The sequence below is a fragment of the Duganella sacchari genome, from assembly GCF_900143065.1.
GTDB lineage: Bacteria > Pseudomonadota > Gammaproteobacteria > Burkholderiales > Burkholderiaceae_D > Rugamonas > Rugamonas sacchari.
Map to the genome: position 1 here is coordinate 558,386 of NZ_FRCX01000003.1, position 24,520 is coordinate 582,905.

Annotated in this window: 17 protein-coding genes; 10 read left to right on the forward strand and 7 right to left on the reverse strand. The window is 56.8% G+C overall.

All coding sequences use genetic code 11. The features are described from left to right. Positions 1–4: 4 nt before the first annotated feature. Positions 5–1,600, reverse strand: a complete 1,596-nt coding sequence (locus BUA36_RS08790; protein ID WP_072783540.1) for a M20/M25/M40 family metallo-hydrolase — start codon at positions 1,598–1,600, stop codon at positions 5–7. A 199-nt stretch (positions 1,601–1,799) separates the two neighbouring features. Here BUA36_RS08790 and BUA36_RS08795 point away from each other — a divergent pair, with 199 nt between their 5' ends. Next, positions 1,800–2,087: a DUF4148 domain-containing protein gene (locus BUA36_RS08795; RefSeq protein WP_072783543.1), complete on the forward strand. Its 288-nt coding sequence runs from the start codon at positions 1,800–1,802 to the stop codon at positions 2,085–2,087. 168 nt (positions 2,088–2,255) lie between these two features. Then, the gene (locus BUA36_RS08800) at positions 2,256–3,893 is read left to right on the forward strand and encodes a methyl-accepting chemotaxis protein (protein ID WP_072783545.1); all 1,638 of its coding nucleotides are present in this window, start codon (positions 2,256–2,258) and stop codon (positions 3,891–3,893) included. Between the two features lie 66 nt (positions 3,894–3,959). On the opposite strand, the gene BUA36_RS08805 is transcribed toward BUA36_RS08800, so the two are convergent. Continuing rightward, positions 3,960–4,391 carry a hypothetical protein gene (locus BUA36_RS08805; RefSeq protein ID WP_072783548.1) on the reverse strand — a complete coding sequence of 144 codons (432 nt, stop codon included), beginning with the start codon at positions 4,389–4,391 and terminating at the stop codon, positions 3,960–3,962. 67 nt (positions 4,392–4,458) lie between these two features. Next, complete coding sequence (locus BUA36_RS08810; protein WP_072783551.1) at positions 4,459–5,067, reverse strand: OmpW/AlkL family protein; 609 nt, start codon at positions 5,065–5,067, stop codon at positions 4,459–4,461. A 192-nt stretch (positions 5,068–5,259) separates the two neighbouring features. Here BUA36_RS08810 and BUA36_RS08815 point away from each other — a divergent pair, with 192 nt between their 5' ends. Further along, complete coding sequence (locus tag BUA36_RS08815) at positions 5,260–8,661, forward strand: DUF4214 domain-containing protein (RefSeq protein ID WP_072783553.1); 3,402 nt, start codon at positions 5,260–5,262, stop codon at positions 8,659–8,661. A gap of 17 nt (positions 8,662–8,678) precedes the next feature. Here the strand turns inward: BUA36_RS08815 and BUA36_RS08820 are convergent, their stop codons facing one another. After that, on the reverse strand, positions 8,679–9,404 hold the full coding sequence (locus BUA36_RS08820; protein WP_072783555.1) for a substrate-binding periplasmic protein: 726 nt from the start codon (positions 9,402–9,404) through the stop codon (positions 8,679–8,681). A 99-nt stretch (positions 9,405–9,503) separates the two neighbouring features. Here BUA36_RS08820 and BUA36_RS08825 point away from each other — a divergent pair, with 99 nt between their 5' ends. The 7 genes from BUA36_RS08825 to BUA36_RS08850 all read left to right on the forward strand — a co-directional run bounded on the left by BUA36_RS08825 (position 9,504) and on the right by BUA36_RS08850 (position 18,828). After that, entirely contained in the window at positions 9,504–10,052 is a 549-nt protein-coding gene (locus tag BUA36_RS08825; RefSeq protein ID WP_072783557.1) for a type 1 glutamine amidotransferase domain-containing protein, read from the forward strand. 105 nt (positions 10,053–10,157) lie between these two features. Next, on the forward strand, positions 10,158–11,060 hold the full coding sequence (locus BUA36_RS08830; RefSeq protein WP_072783560.1) for a hypothetical protein: 903 nt from the start codon (positions 10,158–10,160) through the stop codon (positions 11,058–11,060). A gap of 90 nt (positions 11,061–11,150) precedes the next feature. Continuing rightward, on the forward strand, positions 11,151–12,983 hold the full coding sequence (gene tssF, locus BUA36_RS08835; protein WP_072783562.1) for a type VI secretion system baseplate subunit TssF: 1,833 nt from the start codon (positions 11,151–11,153) through the stop codon (positions 12,981–12,983). After that, positions 12,947–13,885 (forward strand): type VI secretion system baseplate subunit TssG, encoded by a 939-nt coding sequence (gene tssG / locus BUA36_RS08840; protein WP_072783565.1) that lies wholly within the window; start codon positions 12,947–12,949, stop codon positions 13,883–13,885. Before tssF ends, tssG begins: the two co-directional genes overlap by 37 nt. A gap of 9 nt (positions 13,886–13,894) precedes the next feature. Beyond that, entirely contained in the window at positions 13,895–16,672 is a 2,778-nt protein-coding gene (locus BUA36_RS08845; RefSeq protein ID WP_072783567.1) for a type VI secretion system Vgr family protein, read from the forward strand. 27 nt (positions 16,673–16,699) lie between these two features. Then, a complete protein-coding gene (locus BUA36_RS30220) occupies positions 16,700–18,067 on the forward strand; it encodes a hypothetical protein (RefSeq protein ID WP_139260428.1) in 1,368 nt (455 codons plus the stop codon). Further along, complete coding sequence (locus BUA36_RS08850; RefSeq protein WP_139260430.1) at positions 18,067–18,828, forward strand: hypothetical protein; 762 nt, start codon at positions 18,067–18,069, stop codon at positions 18,826–18,828. The genes BUA36_RS30220 and BUA36_RS08850 overlap by 1 nt, the downstream gene beginning before the upstream one ends. Positions 18,829–19,014: 186 nt before the next feature. Here BUA36_RS08850 and gyrB read toward each other — a convergent pair whose 3' ends face one another. The 3 genes from gyrB to dnaA all read right to left on the reverse strand — a co-directional run bounded on the left by gyrB (position 19,015) and on the right by dnaA (position 24,170). Beyond that, positions 19,015–21,516: a DNA topoisomerase (ATP-hydrolyzing) subunit B gene (gene gyrB / locus BUA36_RS08855; RefSeq protein WP_072783571.1), complete on the reverse strand. Its 2,502-nt coding sequence runs from the start codon at positions 21,514–21,516 to the stop codon at positions 19,015–19,017. 46 nt (positions 21,517–21,562) lie between these two features. Next, positions 21,563–22,669, reverse strand: coding sequence for a DNA polymerase III subunit beta (dnaN, locus tag BUA36_RS08860; protein ID WP_072783573.1), 1,107 nt, complete (start codon positions 22,667–22,669; stop codon positions 21,563–21,565). 100 nt (positions 22,670–22,769) lie between these two features. Beyond that, positions 22,770–24,170: a chromosomal replication initiator protein DnaA gene (gene dnaA, locus BUA36_RS08865; RefSeq protein WP_072783575.1), complete on the reverse strand. Its 1,401-nt coding sequence runs from the start codon at positions 24,168–24,170 to the stop codon at positions 22,770–22,772. Positions 24,171–24,520 lie beyond the last annotated feature (350 nt).

Here is a 24,520-nt window from a genome sequence, read left to right on the forward strand (position 1 = left end):
CGGATCAGTGGCGCTGGAATTCGGCGCTGTCTTTCCACTTGGGCTGGTCTTTGGCTTGCGCGGCCTGATAGCCGGCCTGGAACAGCAGGCTCAGGTCTTCAACCGCGCCGCTGGTGTTCCAGTTGGCTTGTACGGTGTCGCTGACGGTGTGGTAGTGCTGCGCGGTGTAGTTCAGCAGCTTGCCGGCGCTGCTGCGCAGGTAGATGGTCGGAATGCCGACACGCGCAAATTCCAGCTGGTCGCCGCGGTAGTAGCTGCCGTAGCTGACGTTGCTGTCGGGCTTGACCACGCGCCCCTGCCTGGCGGCGATGGCGGCCACGATGTCGTCCGCCGACGATTTTCCCATGCCGCTCAGCTCGACATCGCGCGTGCGGCCCCACAGGTTCAGGCCGTCAATATTGATGTTGAGGATGGTCTTGCTGATCGGGTACAGCGGATGGCGCACATAGTATTGCGCACCGAGCAGGCCGCGTTCTTCCGCCGTGGTTGCCACAAACAGGATGCTGCGCTTGGGCGGTGTCGGCATCGCTTTGTAGGCTTTGGCAATTTGCAGCAGACCGGCGACGCCGCTCGCATTGTCCACCGCACCGTGGAAGATTTGCTGCGTGCGCGGGCCTGGAAGCGTTTCATCAATACCGAAATGGTCCCAGTGCGCCGTGTACACCACCACTTCGTTCTTGAGTTGCGGATCGGAACCGGCAATCCGCGCGACCACGTTGTGCGACGCCACTTCCCGCACCGCGTTCACGGTCGCCAGGTTGATTTTGATGCCCAGCGGGATAGGCTTGAAGTTGCGCGACAGCGCCTGTTGCTTGAGCTCTGCAAAATCCTTGCCGGCGGCCTTGAACAGATCGCAGGCGCGCTCGTTTTGCAGCCAGCCGGCGATGGCGGGCATGTAGCCGTCCGGCTTGCTGCTTTTCAGCGCGAAGTTTTCGCGGCCCCAGCCATTGACCACGACTTCATACGGATAGCCGGCCGTTTTGGTTTCGTGCACGATCAGCGCCGCTGCCGCGCCCATCTTCGCGGCCATTTCGAATTTGTAGTTCCAGCGGCCGTACCACGTCACCGCATGGCCGCCGAACACGGCCGGGTCCAGCATTTTCGGCTTTTTCGGGTCGGGCACCGGCGGGTCGTTGATGAGCATGACCAGCGTCTTGCCTTTCAGGTCCACGCCTTTGTAGTCGTCCCACTTGAACTCCGGCGCCTGCACGCCGTAGCCGACAAACACCAGCTCGGAATCGGCTACCTCGATCTGCTTGTCGGCGCGCGCGGTCCAGGCCACGTAGTCTTCGCCGAACTTCAGCTGGGTGCTGCCATAGCGCAGCGTGGGATGGCTGGAGATGCCGGCCAGCGGCACCGTCTGCAGATAGGTGCCATCCGGATTGCCCGGCTCCAGCCCCAGTTTCTTGAACTGTTGTTGCAGATATTCGATGGTCTGGGTTTCGCCATTGGTGCCGGGCGCACGGCCTTCGAACTCATCCGAGGCCAGCGTACTGATCTGCTCCACCAGCGCCGCCCCGTCGAACTTGGGCACGGCCGGTGCGGCGTGGACTACGCACGCGCTAGAGGCCAGCAGCAGGATCGACAAAGGGAATTTCATGGGGGCGCAGAATTGTTAAGAAGGAAATCATTATTCTGACACATTTCGTTGCTCAAGAACACTACCTAGCTCGTCACAACCACGATCATGCGGCTTTATCATCGGATAAACGGATGAATTTGAGTGGAATTTTGCGCTATTTAATCAGAATTTTTAATACTAAGATGACTCCATCGAATTCCTCTTCAGGAGCATGAACATGAAAGCCCAATCTATCCTCGCCGCTGTCACCCTGCTGGTTGCCGCCGGCACCACGTTTGCCGCTGACACCAACGAAGCCGCCGTCGACCAGGCCTTCCGCAACACCGGCAGCAGCACGCTGACCCGTGCACAAGTCAAGGCGGACACCATTGCCGCCCGCAAGGCCGGCCTGCTCGACACCAATGAAGCATATCAGGACCCGGCCTACATGGCGCCACGCGCAAAAAACGCCGAGGTCAAGGCGCAACTGGCCGCCAAGCAAGTGAAAGACAAAACTGCGCAATAAAAAATGCACAATAATCAGGCGACAACGTTGCTCTAGACGGGCGCTGCGATCAGATCGCAGCGCCCGTTTTGCTTTATTGCGCATAAACCACAGCATTAAATTTCTTGCACCATGCGTGACACATTTGGGGGTATGCTCATTTCCACAGAACAATAGGAGACAAACTAAATGAACAAGTTATCGTTCCAGCAGAAGCTGTGGGTGCCCTTGCTTTGCAGTCTGCTGTGCATCACCGCAATTTTCTTGTTTGAAACTATTCAGACCCGCAATGTCCGCATGGAAGAGCGGCAGAACGACCTGCGCAGCCTGGATGATCTGGCGCTGAATATCGTCAAGCAGTATGGTGACAAGGCTGCGGCCGGCACCCTGAGCAAAGAAGATGCGCAGAAACAGGCGATGGACCTCATCCGCGGCCTGCGCTACGCCAAGGATGGCTACTTCACCATCAGCAGCGGCACCAAGTCGCTGATGCACCCGATCAAGCCGGAAAACAATGGCAAGGATCTGGTCGACCTGAAAGATCCGAAAGGCACCTACGTCTACCGCGCGATTGCCGCGACCGGCGCCATGCCCGAGGGCGGCGGCTTTGTCAGCTATTACTGGTCGCGCCCCGGTTCCAACGAGCCCGTGCCCAAGATGAGCCGCGTGGTGCACTACGAGCCATGGGGCTGGGACCTGGTGACCGGCGTGTACACCGATGACATCGACACCGCGTTCCGCGAATCGCTGCTGGTGTCGGCCGGCTGGCTGGCGCTGGTGTGCGTGCTGCTGTGGGTGGTGGTGAGCCTCGTCAACAAGAGCCTGCGCCACACCATCGGCGGCGATCCCGAGTATGTGGGTGAAGTCACGCGCACCATTGCCGAGGGCGACCTCAGCGTGGACGTCAAGGTGCACGAGTCGGACCAGGGCAGCATCCTGCACTCGGTGAAGGCGATGCAGCAGCGCCTGGCCGAAACCATCCGCGAAATCCGCCACAGCGCCGACACCATCGCCACCGCGTCGGGCGAAATTGCCAGCGGCAATATGGACTTGTCGGCGCGCACCGAATCGCAGGCCAGCTCGCTGGAGGAAACGGCGGCGTCGATGGAAGAGCTGACCTCCACCGTGACCCAGAATGCGGACAACGCCGTGCAGGCCAACCAGCTGGTGCAATCGGCCTCGGAAGTGGCGGAGCGTGGCGGCAAGGTGGTGTCGCAAGTGGTGCAGACCATGGAGACCATCAATGCTTCGGCCACGCGCATTGTCGACATCATCAGCGTGATTGACGGCATCGCCTTCCAGACCAACATCCTGGCCCTGAATGCGGCGGTGGAAGCGGCGCGCGCGGGCGAACAGGGCCGCGGCTTTGCCGTGGTGGCGTCGGAAGTGCGCAACCTGGCCCAGCGTTCGGCGGCGGCGGCCAAGGAAATCAAGGAACTCATCAACGCCTCGGTGGACAGCATCGGCGCCGGCAGCGCGCTCGTGGCAGAGGCGGGCACGACGATGGATCAGGTAGTGACCAGCGTTTCACGCGTCACCCAGATCATGTCGGCGATCACCGACGCCTCAAGCGAGCAAAGCACCGGCATCGGCCACGTCAACATGGCGATCACCGAGATGGATTCCGTCACGCAGCAGAACGCTGCGTTGGTCGAAGAGGCCGCCGCTGCGGCCGGCAGCATGCAGGAACAGGCCGCCACACTGGCCGCCCTGGTCGCGCGCTTCAAACTGAGTGGCGATACGCATGCGCCCGCCGCACCACGCGCCCGCGCCGCCACCCGCCGCACCGCCACCTCCACCTCGCGCCAGATCGCCCTGGCCCGCTGATAAAAACGGGGTCAGGTCCGCCATTTCTACATGAGTTCGTGTAGAAATGACGGACCTGACCCCGGATTATTTGGCGGGGGCGTCGGCGGGGACGGTTTCGACGACGGCGGCTTCGTAGACGAATTTGTCGCCGTCGGCGCGGAATACGCCCATCAGCTCGCCACCATCGCCTTTGACGTCGGGATACTGGGTGCAGGTCTGCGTTTCGACCTGCCACATTTCCTGGCCGGCGCGCAGCGTCCAGACGTTGTCGCCGCCCGACAGCAGTTCGATTTCCACATCTTCCGCCGGCATCTCGGTCAGTTCGATGCGCCGCAGGCAGTCGGGCAGGCGCTGCATGATGAGCTCGACGCGGCTGGCGCTGCTCCAGAAGTGTTTCTGCGCGCGATGAATGGTCAGCGCATGATTGCCCACCGGGCCGTCCGCATAGTAGGACGCGGTATCGTCTACGCAGGCGGTCAGCAGCAGTGGCATCAGGACTATCAGACTCTTGCGCATGGGGCTTTCCATTTCGTTGCTATCGATCTGGAAATATTATAGCGCCCCATGCGTGGGGTGGTGCTGCTTAGAAACGGTAGCCGATGCCGACGCCGATCATCAGCGGGTCGATCTTCACACGGCTGGCCTTGGCGCCACCGATCAGCACGTCGCTGCGGATCTGCGCTTTTTTCACGTCGAAGTTGATCGACCAGTTCTTGTCGATGGCAACGTCGGCGCCCGCCTGCAGTGCCAGGCCGAAGCTGTCATGCTCGAGGCTGGCCGCGCCGTTCAGCAGTTCGTTCTTGGAGAACGTGGTGTAGTTGACGCCCGCGCCGACGTACGGACGGAACTGGGCGTCCGGCAGGAAGTGGTACTGCACCAGCAGCGTCGGCGGCAGGTGCTTGACGGTGCCGATCTTGGCGCCATCCAGTGTGACATCGTGCTTTTGCGGATAGGTCAGGATCAGCTCGGCCGCGATGTTTTTGGTGAAGAAATAGGAGATGTCCACTTCCGGGATGGTTTTGCTGCTGACGCCGATACGGTCGGTTTTGCCGACGCCGCCCAGCGCGTCGGATTTGTCCGCCGGGTCCAGATGCACCGCGCGTGCGCGCACCAGCCATGGGCTCTCTTCTGCAAAGGCATTACCGCTCATCAGGGTCAGGGCTGCCAGTACTGCTGCTAGAGACTTACTCATTTCACTTCCTCTTTGTCGTCGTTAAGTAACGTGACAAAGTCTATTGATGCAGTGCAGTAAAAACATTGATCCAAGTCAAAATTTTCTTAAAGCGAAATTTGGCCTGCAGCGCAGCACGGTGATTATTAGAGAGGTTTATTGAGGGGAAATATTGTTAAAATAGGTAAAGAATATTTTACTTGTGAATTAATCATGGCCGACGACTATAGCTCTGACATCAAGACCACTGGCCGCCTGAGCGTGGGCGACAGTAGCACTGGCAGTATTGACATCAATTACGACTCGGACTGGTTCAAGATTTCATTGAAGGCCGGTGTCACTTATTTGTTCTCGGTCACCGGCGCACCGACCGGCGATGGCAGCCTGGCCAGCCTGGCGAATGTGTCTCTCGGCGTGGCGGACGGCACGGGCTATGGCGCGCCGGGCGCTCCCTACGGCACTTACGCCACCAGCGATGGCGCTGCCTTGCAGTTCACTGCACAGCGCAGCGGTGACTTCTTTGTCAGCGTCAATGGCGGCTATAGCAATCTCGGCAGCTATACACTGAAGGCCAGCCTGCCGGTGGCCGATGATTACAGTGCCAACCGTAACACCACGGGCCAGCTTGAAAACGGCGTCGCCACCGCCGCGACGTTTGAGCGCGCGGATGATGTCGACTGGTTCAAATTCCATGCGGAAGTCGGGCAGATCATCAACTTCTCTTCGACCGGTGCGGCAGAACTGCCCAGCACCACCAACCGCCAGGTCATGGACGCGGACGGGTTCACCCAGGCTTATGTCACGCAGTCGCCGTTCATCGCCAGCAAGACCGGCGACTACTACCTGGCGGTTTCCGCCAGTTCCCGGATCGGCGCCTACACGCAGACCATGCAAGTGGTCACCGATGATTACTCGAGCGACAACTCGAGCGCCGGCCAGCTGACGCCCGGCTCGCAGGCCTATGGCACGGTGGACTACTACGGCGACAGCGACCGCTTCCAGATCAGCCTGGAAGCGGGCCAGACCTATACGCTGACTTTGCGCAGTCAAAGCGGTGCCCTCAGCAACTACACCACCTCGCTGCAGGTCAGCGACGCCCGCGGCAGTAACGTCTATGCGGGCAGCAACGTCGCCGCGGACGGCAGCATCACCTTGCGCTACCTGGCCGAGAGCAGCGGCGTCTACAGCGTCAATGTGAGCGCCTCCGTGACCGGCCGGCCTGCTTACATACTGACGGCCTCGTATGGCGAGGGCGACGATTTCGGCGGGACCCGCGCCACCGCCGGCGCATTGCAGCTGGACACGCCGGTGACTGGCGTGGTGCAGACGGCGCGCGATGTCGACATGTTCAAGATCGACCTCAAAGCTGGCGTCACCTACCGCTTTGACACCAGCGGAGACAGCACATCACTCAATTTTGCGCTGCTTGATGACAGCAGGACGGTGGCAACTCCCAGTTCCAGCAAGCAGTACCTGACGTACACGCCGGACAAGGACGGCACTTACTACGTGTCGGAGTCCTCGTATTCCGTCAACAGCAGCGGCATCAACTACACGCTGACTGCCAGTCTGGCCGCAGATGACTACGGTGCCAGCGCCGGCACTGCCGGCCGCCTGATGGTGGGCGCCTTCGCCAAGGGCGAGCTGAACGACGGCGGTGGCGACCGCGACTGGTTTGCGGTCTCGCTCAATGCCGGCGACTATTACTGGTTCTCGCTGGACGGCGCCAAGGAGGGCGGCGGTACGCTGGGCAATGGCTATTCCAATACGCAATTCCGTCTGCTGGACGGCAAGGGCAATGTGGCGGCTACCGCACCATATTCCTACGATGGGACAGCCGGCGTGATCGCCTTCAAGGCGGCGGCTGCGGGGACCTATTTCGTTGAAGTGGGCTCGGCGGGCGCCACCGGCACCTATACTGTCCGCGCCCAGCTCGGCAAAGTCGACGACTATGGTAACGACCGCGCCCATGCCGCCACGATACCGACCAGTGTGCCGGTTACCGGCCAGATAGAGCTGAAGAACGACATCGATGTGTTCAAGTTTACGGCAGTGGCCGGCATGACCTATGCGGTGGAACTCACGGTAGACAAAGCGCCCAGCTATTTTGGCAGTTACGCCGATGTCGGCATTTCAGATGGGACTTCGAGCTATTATCCGGTGCGGACCATCCAGGAAGGCAAAAAAACCATCCAGCTGTTCGAAGCCAGCAAGGCGGGCGACTACTATGTCAGCGTGGCCTCGACGGTGTACAACGGCTTCACCGGCGGCTACACGCTGGCGGCCAATGCAGTTGGCATCGATGATTTCTCCGCCAGTACCAGCACCACGGGGCGCATCAGCCACGGCATGCCACTGCAAGGCGTGATCGGCGTGCGCGATGACCGTGACTGGATCAAGGTGCACCTGGATGCCGGCCGTACCTACGTGTTCGATTTGCAAGGTGCGCAGAGTGGTGGCGGCACGCTGGACATCCGTCAGGCCGGTCTGTCGCTGCTGGATGAGCGCGGCGGCACGATTGCTTATGGCCGGATTCCTGGCGGCGCTACTGGCAGCGATCCACGCGTGCAATACGTGGCCAGCAGCACTGGGGACTACTATCTGGAAGTGCGCGGCAGCGGTGCTGCCGACAATATCGGCAGCTACACCGTGCAGGAAGTGCAGACCAATCTCGACACGACCGGCCCCCAGCTCCTGTCCAGCAATATCGCGGCCGGCAGCACTGGCGCCAGCGTTGCGTCCATCATCAAGCTCAGCTTCGATGAAACCGTGATGACGGGCAAAGGTCTGACACTGACCGACAGCAATGGCGTGGTGGTGGCGGGCAACAGCGGTGCGGCGCAAGTCAGCGTTGTCGGCCATACGCTGACCTTTGACCCGCATGCCTATCTGACGCCAGGCATGACCTATACCCTCAACCTGCCCCAAGGCAGCGTGCTGGACCTGGCCGGCAACCAGGCCGCCGCGCAGACCATCTCGTTCACCGTGACCCAGCCGGTCGGCACCGGTACCGCTGGCGATGATTTCCTGCTCGGCAGCGGGGGCGGGAGGACGTTGGATGGCGGTGCCGGCACCGACACCGTGTTTTACGAAAAAACCCTGTACAACTACTACATCGCGCGCAATACCGATGGCACGCTCTCGGTGCGTGACTACGCCGCGTTTGGCAGCAATGGCGATACGCTGCTCAACGTCGAGCGCCTGTTGTTCAAGGATAGCGCCTATGCGCTGGACATTGACGGCGTCGCCGGCCAGGTCTACCGCCTGTACCAGGGCGCTTTCAACCGTACGCCGGATTCGGCCGGCCTGGGCCACTGGATCGCACTCATGGACAAGGGCACGAGCTTGCACGATGTGGCCAGCCAGTTCATCGGCAGCCAGGAGTTCATCACCACCTATGGCGCGGCGCCCAGCGATGCGGATTTCGTCAAGCTGCTGTACAGGAACGTGCTGCACCGCGACCCCGAGCCGGCCGGCAATACGCACTGGCTCAACGTCCTGCACGATGGCACCAGCCGTACCGACGTCCTGATCGCCTTTAGCGAGAGCGCAGAAAACCACACCAACCTGGCGCAGATCATCGGCAATGGCTTCAGCTATACGCCATACACCTGATCGCCCCGGCTTTGGCGCTAGCGGTAGCGCGCCATGATCTGATCGATGCTGCCATCCTTGATGAGCGCATCGATGGCCTTGGTGGCGTCCTCGAACGGCACGGTGGATTTCTGTGAAAACGCGCAGTGCGCCTTGTAGGCCGAAAACACCAGGTCCGCGCGCACATTGAGCGCGGTGCGTGTGCGGTGCAGATAGTTCAGCGTGGCTTCGCTCATCATGGTGTACGGCAGCTTGCCGGCCACCATCTGCTGGATGTTCTTCTCCATGCTGCCCGCATCGACGCGCCGGAAGCGCTTGCCCAGCACCTGCTCGACGCGCGGATAGCGGTAGTGGATCACCGTACCGACCGGCTTGTCCTTGAGGTCCTTGAGTGAACGCAGGTGCGGCATGTCACTGCGTGCGGCCACCATTTCCGCATCCGGCAGCAGCGGCACGCTCCAGTTGTAGTCGCCATCGATCCAGAACGGCATCACATAGCACATGGCGTCCGCGCGGCCGCTGCTGAGTGCCGGCGTGACCTCGGGCGAATCCGCCGTGATATAGACCGGGCGCCGCCCCAGGCGCAGCGCCAGCAGGTCGCCCACATCCTTGACGATGCCGCCGCTGATGGCGCCGTTCTGAAAGCGCACAATCGGCATCGCCTGGTCCAGCGGCGCCAGCATCACCAGTTCGCCGGGCGCCGCCAGCGCGCAGGCGCCTAGCGTGCAGAAAGCGAGCGGCAGATAACGGAGGGAAAAGTGCATGCGGCCATTATAGCCCGCCTATGTTGGCCCACGCACAGGCAACCGCCCGCGCCTGTGGCACCCTGTGTCCTCATCCAACCATGTTTGGGAGCAGACACCATGAGCAAAGCTCTACAGGACAAACGCGTCGCCGTGCTGATGACCGACGGCGTTGAGCAGGTCGAATACAGCGAACCGCGCCGCTTTCTGGAACAGGAAGGCGCGCGCGTGACGCTGGTCTCGCCCAAGACCCGCGGCGAGCATGTGCAAGGCTTCCAGCATCTGCAGCCCAGCACCCGCTTCATCGTTGAAATGGACGTGCGCGACGCCCGCCCGGCCGACTTCGACGCGCTGGTATTGCCGGGCGGCGTGGCCAATCCCGACCAGCTGCGGCTGCACCCGGAAGCCATCACCTTCATCCGCGAATTCGGCCGCGAGAACAAGCCGATCGCCGCCATCTGCCACGGCCCGTGGACGCTCATCGACGCCGATCTTGTCAAAGGCAAGCAGATCACTAGCTGGCCCAGCCTGCAGGTGGACCTGCGCAACGCCGGCGCCGAATGGCGCGACGAGGAAGTGGTGGTGGACGGCAAGCTCATCACCAGCCGCAAGCCGGACGACATCCCGGCCTTCAATCAGGCGCTGAAACAGGCGCTGGTCGATGCATGAATTGATGCATGAATTTCCAGTCGGCAAACGGGCGCTAGTCTGCACGCGTAAACCGTAGACTGAAACCGATACTCGAACCCATCTGTCGTCAACCAGGAGACCATCATGACCCACACTCTGGCAGCTGTCTTTGAAACCCGGGCCGAGGCCAATCTGGCACGGGACGAACTGGTGCACAACGGCTATGACGCCGACAGCATCGCCATCCACGATTCCGGCAGCGTGGCCGGCACCGCGCGCATCAACGACGACGAATCGATCCTCGGCAATGTGCGCCGTATGTTCAGCGACCTGGTGGGCCGCGAACACGCCGACCGCCACGTCTACGCCGAAGCGCTGAACCGCGGCCACACCGTGCTGGCGCTGGACACCCAAACGCTGGAAGCAGCCGAACGCGCGGCCGACATCATCGAAGACTTCAGCCCGATCGACATTGACGAGCACGAAACCATGTGGCGTGCCAGCGGCTGGGGCGCGGAAGTGCTGCACAGCGGCGCCAGCACGCTGCAAACCGGCATCGGTGCGCAGCAGAGCGCGCCCGAGCAGCACGGCATCCGCCCGCGCGAAGACGCGGTGGTGTTTGCGCGCGCCGAACAGGTGGCCACGCCAGGCTCGCTGCAGCGCGGCGAACTGCAGGCTGTGCCACCAGCCGCCAAGGAAGCCGTGTCTGACATCCAGAACACCGTGCAGCGCAGCGGCATGCGTATCTATCCGCGCGATGACCGCGTCGCGCAAGCGAGCCTGGATATCCTGAAGGGCAACGAAGAGGCCGAGGACGGCCACTTCCGTTCGCACTGGGAGAAAACCTACACCGGCGGCACCTACCAGGAATACGACCCCGCCTACCGTTATGGCGAGTCGATGGCCGGCAACCCTGGCTACAAAGACAGGGAGTGGAACGACGTCGAGCCCGAGCTGCGCGCCACGTGGGAAAGCAAGCAGCCGCAGTCGAGCTGGGATAAGTTCAAGGAGGCGGTCAAAGAGGGCTGGGACCGCATCACGCGCTAGTTGCGTTCCGTCAATAACTGAGCAAACCATCGTGACATCATCGGAAACTTGCGCAGCTTGCCTGGCTGCACAGTTTTCCGGGATGCTACGATGGAAAGATTGCTTCCATATTACGAACGCGAGTTAAGCCTGCTGCGGCGCGCTGGCGCCGAGTTTGCGGGCCGCTATCCCAAGCTCGCCGGGAGTCTGCAACTCCGCAGCGAAACCTGTCCCGATCCGCATGTGGAGCGCTTGATACAGGCATCAGCCTTCCTCAACGCCCGCGTGGCCAAGCTGCTGGACGATGGCTACTCGCGCTTCACCGACGCCTTGCTCGGCATGTTATATCCGCATTACCTGCGGCCTATGCCTTCCTGTTCAATTGCCCGCGTGGACTACAGCAGCGCCCGGGCCAACCAGATTACTACGACCAGTGTGCTGCCACGTGGCGCAGCGTTGAAGGCACTGGGGCAAGGGGCAGTAATCTGCCGCTTTCGTACGGTTTATGACGTCGTGGTGGCACCGATACAGATTAGTGCCGTACATTTTGAACCCTATCCGCAAACCCCTCCTGCGCTTGCTCTACCGCCAGATGCAGGTGCTGCAATCCACATCCGGATTGCCGGCACTGCGTCGATGCGTGATCTGTCAATGCTGGAGTTGACGACGCTGCGAGCTTATATCGATGGCGATGCCACGCTGAGTGCGGCTTTGCGCGATGCATTCTTTATGCATACGGCCTGCGCTTGTGTGGAAGCGGATGGGCAATGGTCCATGCTGGAGAGGCTGCCCTTGTCCCCTGTCGGCTTTGCCACGGACGAAACGTTGTTGCCAGCCGCCCCTTCCGAGCATGCCGCCTACCGGCTGCTGAGCGAGTACTTCGCTTTTTCTGAGAAGTTTGATTTTGTCGATATCAACTTAGCTGCCTTGTTGGCGGTATGCCCTGGTGGCTGCACGCAATTGAATTTGCGTCTTATTCTGCGCGATATACGGCCCGATATGCCACTCGCGCACATTCTGCGGCATCTCTCTTCAGACAACCTGCTCCTGGGCTGCACGCCCGTCGTAAATCTGTTTCCACAACCGGCAACCCCCATCCGTATTACCCGAGCACATAGTAGCTATCCTTTAATGGCAGATGAAATGCCAGGCAAGGCATGCGAAATCTACAGCGTCGATTCAGTGCACACGGTGCGCAAATCTGAGAAGGGAAGCTCGGTGACGGAATTCTTTCCTTACTATTCTCTGCGTCACGGCGAGGCGGACAGCCGTAAAGGCCACTATTGGCTGCTGCATCGGGAAGAATTGATGGCCGCTGGTCATGAATACACGCTCACGCTGGTAGACCGCGACCTTTCGCCGACGCAGGAAGAAATTGGCACGGCATCCGTACGTCTGACGTGTACGAACCGGAATCTGCCACATGGCCTGGAATACGGCCGCGCGAACGGCGACTTGAGTACCGATAGTGCCATTGGCAGCTTCCCCATCCGCATGTTGCGCCGGCCGTCCCTTTCATACCGCCTGGCTGATGACGGGCATCGCCAATGGGGACTGGTGGCGCATCTGGCATTGAATCACCGTTCGTTGACTCAGGAAGGATTACCGGCGTTGACATCCACGCTACGGCTCTATGCGCAACAGGACAACCTGGTATCGCAGCGCATGATCGACGGTGTGACGGCGCTGTCTCATCGTCCCGTGTCGGCGTGGATACGGCAGGGGCAGGGCAACGCCTATCTGCGCGGGGTTGAAGTGCAAATTTCGTTGGATGAAGAGGCTTATACAGGCGTGGGTATCTATGGATTTGCCCAGATGCTGGATCACTTTTTTGCACTACATGTCCACTTGAATAGTTTTACGCGGCTGGTGCTGTTCTCTCATGTCAGCGGAAAGGAGTTGCTGCGATGCCCACCTCGCAACGGCGCGCTGACGCTGGCGTAATTGGCGAGCTTCTGGCTGCGCCACAGCGGTTCGAATTCTTTCAGGCAGTAAGTCTGCTCGATCAATGGCGGCCGGAAAGTGTCCGGTTCCGTAACCGGCTGGCGATGAGTTTTCCGCCCAATCAGATCGAGAACGTAAGTAGCGATGATCGCGGCATACGTGTTACGCCAGCGTTCATTGGCATGCTTGGAAGCCAGGGCGTACTGCCACTGCATTATTCAGAGCGCATAGGCCGGCATGAGCGCGATGGACATGACGGTGGCCCGCGCGCCTTTCTTGATGTGCTGTCGCATCGGCCGGTGGAAATGTTTTATCGGGCCTGGGCACGAGAGCGTATGGATTGCGCCGAGGGGGAATTTCTCGCCATGCTCACTGCGCTGGCCGGTACGCATGGCGACGGCGATCCCATCGATCGCGAGACGCTGGCATGTTACGCAATGCAGATACGTAGCAGATGCGTCTGTGCGCCACAAATAGCAGGGATGTATTCAGAATATTTTGGCGTGCCGGTTGTAGTGGAGCCGTTGATTGGAGAGTGGTACGAGTTTCCGCAGGCCGATCAGGCGCAGTTAGGACGAGCACATGTGAACCTGGACGATGGCGTCATGCTTGGAGCGCGAACGTATGGCTGCGATGCGCGTGTGCGCCTGCGTATCGGTCCGTTGGACAAACAGCACTACGAACGTTTTTTACCGGGCCGCACGAGTGCATACCATCTGGCGGCGATGTTGAAACTGCATTGCGGCGCAAGCTTGACGTGGGAAGTGCATTTGATACAGCAGGCGCAGGACATGCAAGGCGTGTATTTAGATGCAACTAGCAGGCTAGGCGTGAATGCACTTTTACTGGGGCGGCAAGCGACAGAGGATCATGATGAGTTGATGTATCTGCTGCATAGCTAAGGAGCGACGATGGAAAGCGATAGCGATTTTTTCGGTTTCATGTCGATGGCCAAAGAACTGGTCACCAGCAACCGCCCATTGCGATTGCGCCTGGAACTGTCGGGTGGATCGAACGAAGACATGCTGCTGCCACAGCGGGTATTCGGCTCGGAAGCGGTGTGCGGTGGTATTGAATATCGCGTGCTGTGCGTATCCTCCAGCGTTCACCTTCCGTTGAAGCAAATGATCGCAGTGCCGGCGACGCTGGAATTTGTGACGGACCGCGGTGACCTGCGTAGTGTTTGCGGCATCGTCACCGAAGCCAGTTCCGGCGATAGCGATGGCGGCTTGGCCAGCTATCAACTGGTGCTGCGCGACGCGCTGGCCATATTGGAAAAACGCATCAACACGCGCGTGTTCCGCAATATGAACGAGGTGGAAATTGTCCAGCGCATTCTGAACGAATGGCGGCAGAAAAGCGCGGTTCTCGGCACCTGCTTCAATCACGAAGTGGACGAGATCTTCAGCCAGCGCATTTATCCCCAGCGGGAATTCACCATGCAGCACAATGAATCCGATGCGGCATTCATTCGCCGTCTGCTGAAGCGGCGTGGCATTGCCTGGTACATACGCGCGGATGGGGCTGGACATACACTGGTGCTATTCAATAGCGCCGACAGTCTGCGCCAGAACGCGGCCGGAACCATACGCTACCATCGCGACAGCGCCACCGAAGAGCGCGACACGATCACCTCCTGGAGTGCCGCGCGTCGCTTACAGCCAGGCATGGTGACGCAGCACAGCTGGGACTACCTCAATCCGCAAGGCCGTGATTTCATGATGACAGCGGCCAGCAGCAGTGTCGACCAAGGCGGCAGCGGCAATGATCTAGCCGCCAACCTGGATGACTATCAAGTCTTGCCGCCCCATGTCGGCGATGATAACGAAGACCTGTGCCGCCTGGGCCAGTTGCGTATGAACCGGCATGACTACGAGTCGAAGTGCTTTCACGGAGAAGGCAGCGTACGCGACTTGTGTGCAGGAGAGTATTTCACGCTGGCCGAGCATCCCGAAATAGATCTGCATGCGCTTGAAGACCGCGACTTCGTCGTCACGGCTTTGCAGGTGACCGCACAGAATAACCTCCCCCAAGCGTTGGCTTCTCGCGTAGAACAGCTATTCGACCGCAACCGCTGGATGCAAGGAGCGCCGGATCTGCAAGCACTGTGTGGCATACACCATAAAGCCGCGACTGGCCCCATGCGCATGCAACTCCAGTTCACAGCAGTACGCCGCAGCGTAACCATCGTCCCAGCGTACAACGCACGTATCGATGTGCCCCAAGCCCAAATGCAAAGCGCCATCGTTGTCGGCCCAGAAGGAGAGGAAGTCCATTGCGACCAACTCGGCCGCGTAAAAATTCGCTTCCCCGGTACCCGCCCTACAGATCACGAAGAAGCCGCCGGCGCTGGCGCTTCAGACACTGACGCGGATTCCGCCTGGGTACGCGTCGCCTCCAACTGGGCAGGCAATGGTCCAGGCGCATTTCAGCAATGCGGAACGCTCGGTTTGCCGCGAGTTGGTACAGAAGTCTTAATCAACTTCCTTGGCGGCGATCCTGATAAGCCTGTAATTGTCGGGCAGCTTTATAACCAAAATGCTCAACCTGCTTCGCTTATTGGTGAGAGAGGTTTGCCAGATGATCGATATTTGTCTGGACTTAAAAGCCGCGAAATTCAAGGTGTTCGTAGTAATCAGTTGCGCTTTGATGACACTAACGGGCAGATTAATGCACAACTGGCTAGCGATCATGGGCGTAGCGAGCTTAATTTGGGATTTTTAACTACTCTAAAAAGGGATGGACAAGTTGAGTTAAGAGGTCAAGGAGTGGAGCTCGTCACTGACGAGGCAATAGCAATAAGAAGCGCTAAAGGATTGTTATTGAGTGCTTGGGCGCGAATCAATAACACGGATAAGCAATTGGCTCGAGACGATTTTCTTAGCATGCTTGATCAGTGCACTGAGCTTGCACGTTCACTTGGGAAATATGCAGAAGATTACCAAGCACTTCCTACTAATTTGACGGAACTGCAAGCTTTTAGTGACGTATTTTATAAGTGGGATGCCGAAGATAGCCCAGACGGGTCGATGCATAAAGATGCTGCCATTGCGGTCACGGCTCCTAAGGGCATTAGTTTTGCAACTCCTAAAGCCAATGTCATGTATGCAGGAACAAATTTGGAGTTGTTAGCACATCAACATATGCAGATGAGCGCAGCGCAAAAGGTGGTGATTAATGCAGGAGGTGGTATGTCGTTGTTTGCTCAAAATGATGGCTTAAGCGCTATCGCTCACCGCGGGCAGCTATTAATGCAAAGTCAGAATGGAGATGCGTTAATAAATGCTGCAAAAAATATAATTTTTACGGCCAGCGAGGGTAAGTTAATAGGCTTTGCTAAGGAAATTGTTTTGATTGCCGAAGATGGTTCATTTATAAAAATTGGCCAAGGTATAAATATTGGAACCACTGGAGACATCATCCATCATGGAGCAAGGTTTAAATTTTCCGAAGGGCAAACTATGCGTGCTGCGTTTCCTGAATTTTCAGCTTCAGTCTGTGAAGTAAAAAGAAAAATACAAATCGAGTTTATTGATGCAGACGGGAAATCGCCTAAAGATGAGCCTATATCTCTTATTTTTCATATTGGAGATTCTCAACATAATGCAAGAGTCATTAATGGGACTTGTTTATTAAAAGACTTGCCTCAAGGGGGCTTCACTATCTTCCAACCGTTACGTCGTAGTTGATTCCTCATATTTTATAAGGAGTTAAAGATGTCCACTAATATCAGAAAAGATTCATCTTCATCACATTCGAATAATTTATCTAAAAAACAATCAAAAACGCTAGTGGTGCCAATTGACTTACCAGGGCAACCTATTCAGTGTTGGATTGGCGATGCAGAAAAAATACAAGTTATTCTCAGAAAATCCAGGGATGTCATTTTTGACATTCACCTTTTCAACGGAAAATCATATTCTGTTAGAGCAGAAATGAGTGATATGTATGACACTAGAACCAAGAAATTGATACACCCGAGAGAAGAAATATTTTTTCAAGATGGGGAAATCTTGCATTTACAAATAGGAAGAAACTTTAAAGGAAAAATTCTTCTCTTTGAATCAAAAAAACAACTCGGCGCATATAGTATTTCTCAGTTGGATCCTATTATAGAAAGTTTGGATCCTACATTTAAACCGGCACCAATAAGTATCATTATAAAAAGTGATCAATTCTTTGTTGAAAAACCTTTTTCTGTGATGCAATTAGATGGAAGTATTACGACTCCCACTTATAACGATTGCGAAGCAGAAAGCTTTCTTCAAATAGTTGAAATCAATGTTTCTGAAAAAGATGTTCCTCACGAAATTGCTGACATTTTTAAAAAAGGAGGAGAAAAAGAAATTGTTACTTCCGGAGGAGTATTAACCAGAAATTGGATCATGAATCAGGTCGTCGCGCAGTCTGGATATGCAAGCGATAACGTACATTGGATGAAAGAACTTTGGAAAGACAAAATAATTTTAAAGAGTATAGAACATAAAAATTCTGGTAGAAAGATGTATGTAATTTTGACAGGGTCTACACGTGTAAGACGCCTTCTTAAGGCTAGCCGCTATGGCGTAATAAATACGAAAGTTCTAGCATTTTCTTACGGCGCCGGGACTGCCAATGGACTAAGGCATGCGAGTTGGACTGCCGCTAAAGGTAACTTCCGAAGAGGCGGTCTAGCTGCCTTATTGTTTACTATAACGCTAGATATAGCTGAATGGACTGAAGATTATGAACAACGTGACCCTGTAACAGGTAAACCAAAGCAAGATATTTCTGATTTGTTTACTAAAATCGGCATAGACATTTCTAAAAATGTAGTTAATTCTGTGATTTCTTCCTCTTTAATATGGATGGCCTTAACTTTTCTTGGCGGAGCTCCATTAATCGCAATAATAATCGGAACTGTAGCTATTACAGTTTTGGTAGGATGGAATGTAGATTTTCTTGATAAAAAATTTGGCGTAACTGAAAAAGCACTGAAAGCAATGAAAGAGTCTTCAAGTAAATTAGAAAATAAATTAAAAAAAGACTATGAAGGTTATTCAAGTGCTGTTACTCAAGCATTTATAAATGGGGGAGTTTTATAATGATCTTTAATTCATCATCGGAAACTAATCCATGGAAGAGATGTGCTCCAGTTTTTTTTATGTTCAACACATTTTCTTTGATGAATATTTGGGTAGTTCTCGAAATAAATGAAATTTCTAAATTTTTAGTTAATTATCTTCTTTTGATCACTCCTGTATTGGGAGTGATTTTATTTCTGTTGGGGATTTTTTTTAAAGAAACAAAAAGATTGAAAAATTTTGTTCTAATTATTGGATTGTTTGGAGTTTTGCCAATCTTCACAACTACTTTAATACCATTTTTTTTCTCAATTTTTATTTCAAAATATGATTTTTTATTTAAATTTTACATATCTTTTTCTTATGCGATTTTTTTAATTTTTATATTTATTTTCAATATTATAAAAATGAAGAGAGTGGAAAAATATTCTATCTATATAAAAGATAAAATAAAAATTAAAGACTCTTTTTTTTATATTAATCTTGATGAAATAAAAAACTATAATATATATTCAAAAATCAAGGAAAATTCTTCAACAAAAACAAATTTTAAAAAAATCTTCCCATTTCTCTTTCTAGTTTATCCTATTCAAAGATTGCTGACTAATGTTTCCGGTAATGTTGTTGTTATGTATTTTTTGGCAATTCTAACAATTCCGTTGTCAATATATATGACGATCAGAATGGCTGAGGGGTATTATCTATGGATTTACTTAATCAGCCATTACGAAAAATATTTCGACACTCATATTGGTTTGATGGGCCAATCAGAAAAAAAATAAAGAGATGAAAATTCATAAAAATTATAAATGTAAAAACTCAGCGATAATGATCAAATGAGATGCCAACTACAACACAATACAGGGTTTATTCTCACATAGAAGCAGTGACCTACCTGCGAATCAAAGAAATAAAAAAAGCTGCGAACTTTTCGATCCGCAGCTTTTTAGATTTTAGAATAACGCTAATTAGACGTCGATATTCCCTGCACGCAGCGCATTGTTCTCGATGAACGCACGGCGTGGTTCAACGTCATCGCCCATCAGCGTAGTGAAGATCTGGTCGGCGGCGATCGCGTCTTCGATCTGCACTTTGAGCAGGCGGCGCACGGTCGGGTCCATGGTGGTTTCCCACAGCTGTTCCGGGTTCATCTCGCCCAGTCCTTTGTAGCGCTGCTTGGAGACCACGCGTTCCGATTCGTCACGCAGCCACTGCATGGCCTGGTGGAAGTCGATCACGGCGGATTCCTTGGTGCGCTCCCCTTCGCCGCGGCGCACGAAGGCGCCTGGGCCGATCAGGCCGGTGAAGGTGGCGGCCGCTTCGGCCAGCACGCGGTAGTCGGCGCTTTCGACGAAGTCGGCGTCGATCGAGCTGACTTTGACGTTACCGTGGTGCATGCGCTCGATCCACAGCTGGTGCTTTTCGTTGAGCTCGTCCGAACGCACGGTCACTTTGACGGCGATGTCGTTGATGTTTTCTTCCAGCGCGCGGGCCGAGGCTTCCGACGCTTCGAGCGTGCTCATGTCCAGCGTGACGCCGGTCATGATGGCGGTCAGCGCGGCGCGGTCGATCACGCGGGTCAGGCGCGTCATGATGACGTTGGACAGGTTGAACTGGCGCACCAGCTCGCTCAGCGCTTCGCCCATGATCGGGTCGGCGCCTTCGCGCGGGGTCAGCACGGCGGTGTTGAGCGCCACATTCATCATGTAGGTGGCTTCTTCCGCATCGTCTTTCAGGTAGCGCTCGTCGCGGCCGGCCTTGACCTTGTACAGCGGCGGCTGGGCGATGTAGATGTGGCCGCGCTCTACCAGTTCCGGCATCTGGCGGTAGAACAGGGTCAGCAGCAGGGTGCGGATGTGGGCGCCGTCGACGTCCGCATCGGTCATGATGATGATGCGGTGGTAGCGCAGCTTCTCGACGTTGAATTCGTCCGGGCCGATCGAGGTGCCCAGCGTGGCGATCAGCGTGGTGATCTGTTCCGACGACAGCATTTTTTCAAAGCGCGCCTTTTCCACGTTCAGCACCTTGCCGCGCAGCGGCAGGATGGCCTGGAATTTACGGTCGCGGCCCTGCTTGGCCGAGCCGCCTGCGGAGTCACCCTCGACGATGTACAGTTCGCACAGCGCCGGGTCGCGTTCCTGGCAGTCGGCCAGTTTGGAGGACAGGCCCAGGCCGTCCATCACGCCTTTGCGGCGGGTCAGGTCGCGCGCCTTGCGGGCCGCTTCGCGCGCGCGCGCTGCTTCAACGATCTTGCCGCAAATGATTTTGGCGTCGTTGGGTTTTTCCTGCAGGTAGTCGGACAGCGTCTTGGCAACGATCTCTTCGACCGGGCCGCGCACTTCGGACGACACCAGCTTGTCCTTGGTCTGGGAGGAGAACTTCGGCTCCGGCACTTTGACGGACAGCACGCAGGTCAGGCCTTCGCGCATGTCGTCGCCGGAGATTTCGACTTTGGCTTTCTTGGCGAAGTCGTTCTCGTCGATGTATTTGTTGATCACGCGCGTCATCGCCGCGCGCAGGCCGGTCAGGTGGGTGCCGCCGTCGCGCTGCGGGATGTTGTTGGTGAAGCACAGCACCTGTTCGTTGTAGGCGTCGTTCCATTGCATGGAGACGTCCACGGTAATCGTGGTGTTCTGGTCGGACTGGCGCTCGCCGGTGGCCTGGAACACGGTCGGGTGCAGCACGGTCTTGGCTTTGTTGATGTATTCGACGAAGCCGCGGGTGCCGCCTTCAAACGCGAACAGCTCTTCCTTGCCGGTGCGCTGGTCGGTCAGCTTGATGTTGACGCCGTTATTCAGGAACGACAGTTCGCGGATGCGCTTGGCCAGGATTTCGTAGTGGAACTCGACGTGGGTGAAGATGTCTTCGTCGGCCCAGAAGTGGACGTCGGTGCCGCGCTTGTCGGTTTCGCCGATGACCTTGATCGGCGACACGGCCACGCCGTCGCGCATTTCAATTTCACGGTTCTGCGCCACACCGCGCACGAATTCCATCTGGTGCACCTTGCCGTCGCGGCGGATGGTCACGCGCAGCAGCTTGGACAGTGCATTCACGCAGGACACGCCGACGCCGTGCAGGCCGCCCGAAACCTTGTAGGCGTTCTGGTCGAACTTGCCGCCGGCGTGCAGCTCGGTCAGCACGATTTCGGCCGCCGAGCGTTTCGGCTCGTGCTTGTCGTCCATTTTCAGGCCGACCGGAATGCCGCGGCCGTTGTCGGTAATCGAGATCGAGTTGTCCGAGTGGATGGTGACGTGGATTTCCGAGCAGTGGCCAGCCAGTGCTTCGTCAATCGAGTTGTCCAGCACTTCAAACACCAGGTGGTGCAGGCCGGTGCCGTCCGAGGTGTCGCCGATGTACATGCCGGGACGTTTGCGGACGGCTTCCAGGCCTTCAAGAATTTGAATCGAGGAGGCGCCGTATTCTTCGTTTTTTACCACGGGTGCTGCGTTCTCTTCTGGGATGGCGGACATGTGCTGCTTTCTCTAATATCGATTACTAAGGTACTGGTACCGCTGATTAAATACGCATCGGCATGACGACGTACTTGAAGTCGGCATTGTCCGGAATGGAGATCAGGGCCGACGAGTTGGAGTCGCCCAGCGCCACGTTGACCTGGTCGCACTTGAGGTTGTTCAGCACGTCCAGCAGGTAGGTGACGTTGAAGCCGATGTCGACGCTGTCGCCGCCGTAGTCGATTTCCAGCTCTTCCACGGCCTCTTCCTGGTCGGCGTTGGTGGAGCTGATTTTCATGCTGCCCGGGGTGATGATGCAGCGCACGCCCTTGAATTTATCGCTGGTCATGATGGCCGCGCGTTGCAGCGAACGCAGCAGCTCGTCGCGGCCGATCGTGAATTCGTTCTTGTAGCCCTTCGGGATCACGCGCGTGTAGTCGGGGAACTTGCCTTCCACCAGTTTCGAGATCAGCTCGATGTCGGCAAAGGTCAGCTTGACCTGGTTGGCGGCAATGTCCAGCTGCACGGTCTCGTCGTTTTCTTCCAGCAGGCGCTGCAGTTCGATGATGGTCTTGCGCGGGATGATGACTTCCTGGCGCGCGAACGACTGTTCGGTCTCGACCTGGCAGAACGCCAGGCGGTGGCCGTCGGTGGCCACGGCAATCACGTTGTTACCGTCCAGTACCAGCAGCAGGCCGTTCAGGTAGTAGCGGATGTCCTGCTGGGCCATCGAGAAGTGCACCATGTTGAACAGGTGCTTCAGGGTTTTCTGTGGCAGCGTGACGGAGGCGCTGTAGCTGTCGGCCTGCTGCACGGTCGGGAATTCTTCCGCGGCCAGGGTCTGCAGCGCAAAGCGCGATTTGCCCGACTGTACGGCCAGGCGCTTGTTCTGCAGCGTGATCGTGACGTCGCCGGTTTCCGGCAGCGCGCGCAGGATGTCCAGCAGCTTGCGCGCGGCCACGGTGGTGCCGGTCACTTCCGGGCCAGAGCCGATGTCGGCCTTGGTGGTGATCTGCACTTCGGTGTCGGTCGACAGGAAGGATACGCCTTCGCCCTCTTTGCGGATGAGGATATTGGCCAGAATCGGCATAGTGTGCCGACGCTCGACAATACCGCTCACGATCTGCAGTGGCCGGAGTAGCGTATCTCGGGTGGTTTTGACCAATTGCATAGATTATCCTCAGTAAAAATTAACGATGTTTTTGATGCGTGTTGAATGCTGGTTGCCGTGGCAGGTTTGCCTGAATCATAAGGTAAACCATGCCCTCCGGCTAGCCCTTCAGGGTCTGTTCCAGGACGTGCAATTCGTGGTTGCATTCCGGATTTTTGGTGCGGTCCAGCGCGATCTTGCGGACCGCGTGCAGCACGGTCGTGTGGTCGCGGCCGCCGAACAGCTCGCCGATTTCCGGCAGCGACTTCTGCGTCAGTTCCTTGGCCAGGTACATGGCGATCTGGCGCGGGCGGGCGATATTGGCCGGGCGGCGCTTGGAATACATGTCGGCCACCTTGATGTTGAAGAAGTCGGCCACGGTTTTCTGGATGTTTTCCACTGAAATCTGGCGGTTCTGCACCGACAGCAGGTCTTTCAGCGCTTCCTTGACGATGTCGATCGTGATGTCTTTGCCGTGGAAACGCGAGTACGCCAGGATCTTGCGCAGCGCGCCTTCCAGCTCGCGCACGTTGGAGCGCAGGTGCTTGGCGACGAAGAAGGCGACGTCGTCGGAGAAGGTCACACCTTCCTGCTTGGCTTTCTTGAGCAGGATCGCCACGCGCATTTCCAGCTCGGGCGGCTCGATCGCCACCGTCAGGCCGGAGTCAAAGCGCGAGATCAGGCGGTCATCCATGCCGGTGATCTCTTTCGGATAGGTGTCCGAGGTAATGATGATCTGCTTCTTGGCAGCGATCAGCGCTTCAAACGCATAGAAGAATTCTTCCTGCGTGCGGCTTTTGCCACCGAAGAATTGAATATCATCGATGAGCAGCATGTCCAGCGAGTGGTAGTAATGCTTGAAGTCGTCGAAGCCCTTGCGCTGGTAGGCGGTCACCACGTCGCGCACATACTGCTCGGCGTGGATGTAGCGGATGCGTGCGCCTGGCTGGTCGGCCATCACCTGGTTGCCGATCGCGTGGATCAAGTGGGTCTTACCCAGGCCCACGCCGCCGTAGAAGAACAGCGGGTTGTACGACACGCCCGGGTTGTTGGCGACCTGGATCGCAGCGGCGCGCGCCAGCTGGTTGGCCTTACCGGTCACGAAGCTGTCAAACGTCAGGTCCGTGTTGATGCGGCTCTGCTCGCGGCGCGGCGCGGCCGAGGCCGGCATTTCCGGCACCGACGGCACGGAATCGGCCATGCGCGCATTGTTGCTCGGCGCGCCGCCGTTCGGATCGGGCACGGGCGCGGTGGTGGTGGCTGGTTTTTTCGGCGCGGACAGGCGCGGGTCGAGCACAAACTGCACTTCGGTCGGCTGCTCCCAGTACTGGCAGGCCAGTGCGGTGATGCGGCTGGCGAACTGGGTCTTGACCCAATCCAGCTTGAAGCGGTTGGGCGCGGCCATGCGCAGCTTGCCCGCCTCGTAATCGAGGGGGATAAGCGGCTTAATCCAGGCGCTGAATTGTTGCGGCGTCAGCTCCAGCTCCAGCTGGGCGGAGCAGGTCTGCCAGAAATTTTCCATGAATCTTTTGTGTATTCTTACTGTATAAGGGTGTGGGCAACTTTGAAGTTTTTCACACGTAACGCGCTATTCTACTCTCGCTCGGCTTAGTTATCCACAGGCACGGCAGGATTTTTTCGCAGTTCGGCCGCCGCCGGGGTGGCCGGAGGCGGCAGCCAGTTGTTGACAAGCGGGGCCGAAATGCTGATAATTCAGGGTTCCCCGCCCGTATTCCTTGTTTCTTCACATGGATATCAATATGGAGTAGCGAGGATTTAGCGGGCGATGAGATGGACCCAGCTTGTGCCGGATAGCGTTGGCATGGGTGCGCGAAGTGTCATTGGCACCAAAAACTGACGGGCCGTCTGACC

Coding starts and splice junctions, on each gene's coding strand:
- BUA36_RS08830 (WP_072783560.1), top strand. CDS start 10,158: ATGACCCACACTCTGGCAGCTGTCTTTGAAACCCGGGCCGAGGCCAAT.
- BUA36_RS08790 (WP_072783540.1), bottom strand. CDS start 1,600: ATGAAATTCCCTTTGTCGATCCTGCTGCTGGCCTCTAGCGCGTGCGTA.
- BUA36_RS08845 (WP_072783567.1), top strand. CDS start 13,895: ATGGAAAGCGATAGCGATTTTTTCGGTTTCATGTCGATGGCCAAAGAA.
- BUA36_RS08800 (WP_072783545.1), top strand. CDS start 2,256: ATGAACAAGTTATCGTTCCAGCAGAAGCTGTGGGTGCCCTTGCTTTGC.
- dnaA (WP_072783575.1), bottom strand. CDS start 24,170: ATGGAAAATTTCTGGCAGACCTGCTCCGCCCAGCTGGAGCTGGAGCTG.
- BUA36_RS08815 (WP_072783553.1), top strand. CDS start 5,260: ATGGCCGACGACTATAGCTCTGACATCAAGACCACTGGCCGCCTGAGC.
- BUA36_RS08850 (WP_139260430.1), top strand. CDS start 18,067: ATGATCTTTAATTCATCATCGGAAACTAATCCATGGAAGAGATGTGCT.
- BUA36_RS30220 (WP_139260428.1), top strand. CDS start 16,700: ATGTCCACTAATATCAGAAAAGATTCATCTTCATCACATTCGAATAAT.
- tssG (WP_072783565.1), top strand. CDS start 12,947: ATGCCCACCTCGCAACGGCGCGCTGACGCTGGCGTAATTGGCGAGCTT.
- BUA36_RS08825 (WP_072783557.1), top strand. CDS start 9,504: ATGAGCAAAGCTCTACAGGACAAACGCGTCGCCGTGCTGATGACCGAC.
- tssF (WP_072783562.1), top strand. CDS start 11,151: ATGGAAAGATTGCTTCCATATTACGAACGCGAGTTAAGCCTGCTGCGG.
- BUA36_RS08805 (WP_072783548.1), bottom strand. CDS start 4,391: ATGCGCAAGAGTCTGATAGTCCTGATGCCACTGCTGCTGACCGCCTGC.
- gyrB (WP_072783571.1), bottom strand. CDS start 21,516: ATGTCCGCCATCCCAGAAGAGAACGCAGCACCCGTGGTAAAAAACGAA.
- BUA36_RS08820 (WP_072783555.1), bottom strand. CDS start 9,404: ATGCACTTTTCCCTCCGTTATCTGCCGCTCGCTTTCTGCACGCTAGGC.
- BUA36_RS08810 (WP_072783551.1), bottom strand. CDS start 5,067: ATGAGTAAGTCTCTAGCAGCAGTACTGGCAGCCCTGACCCTGATGAGC.
- BUA36_RS08795 (WP_072783543.1), top strand. CDS start 1,800: ATGAAAGCCCAATCTATCCTCGCCGCTGTCACCCTGCTGGTTGCCGCC.
- dnaN (WP_072783573.1), bottom strand. CDS start 22,669: ATGCAATTGGTCAAAACCACCCGAGATACGCTACTCCGGCCACTGCAG.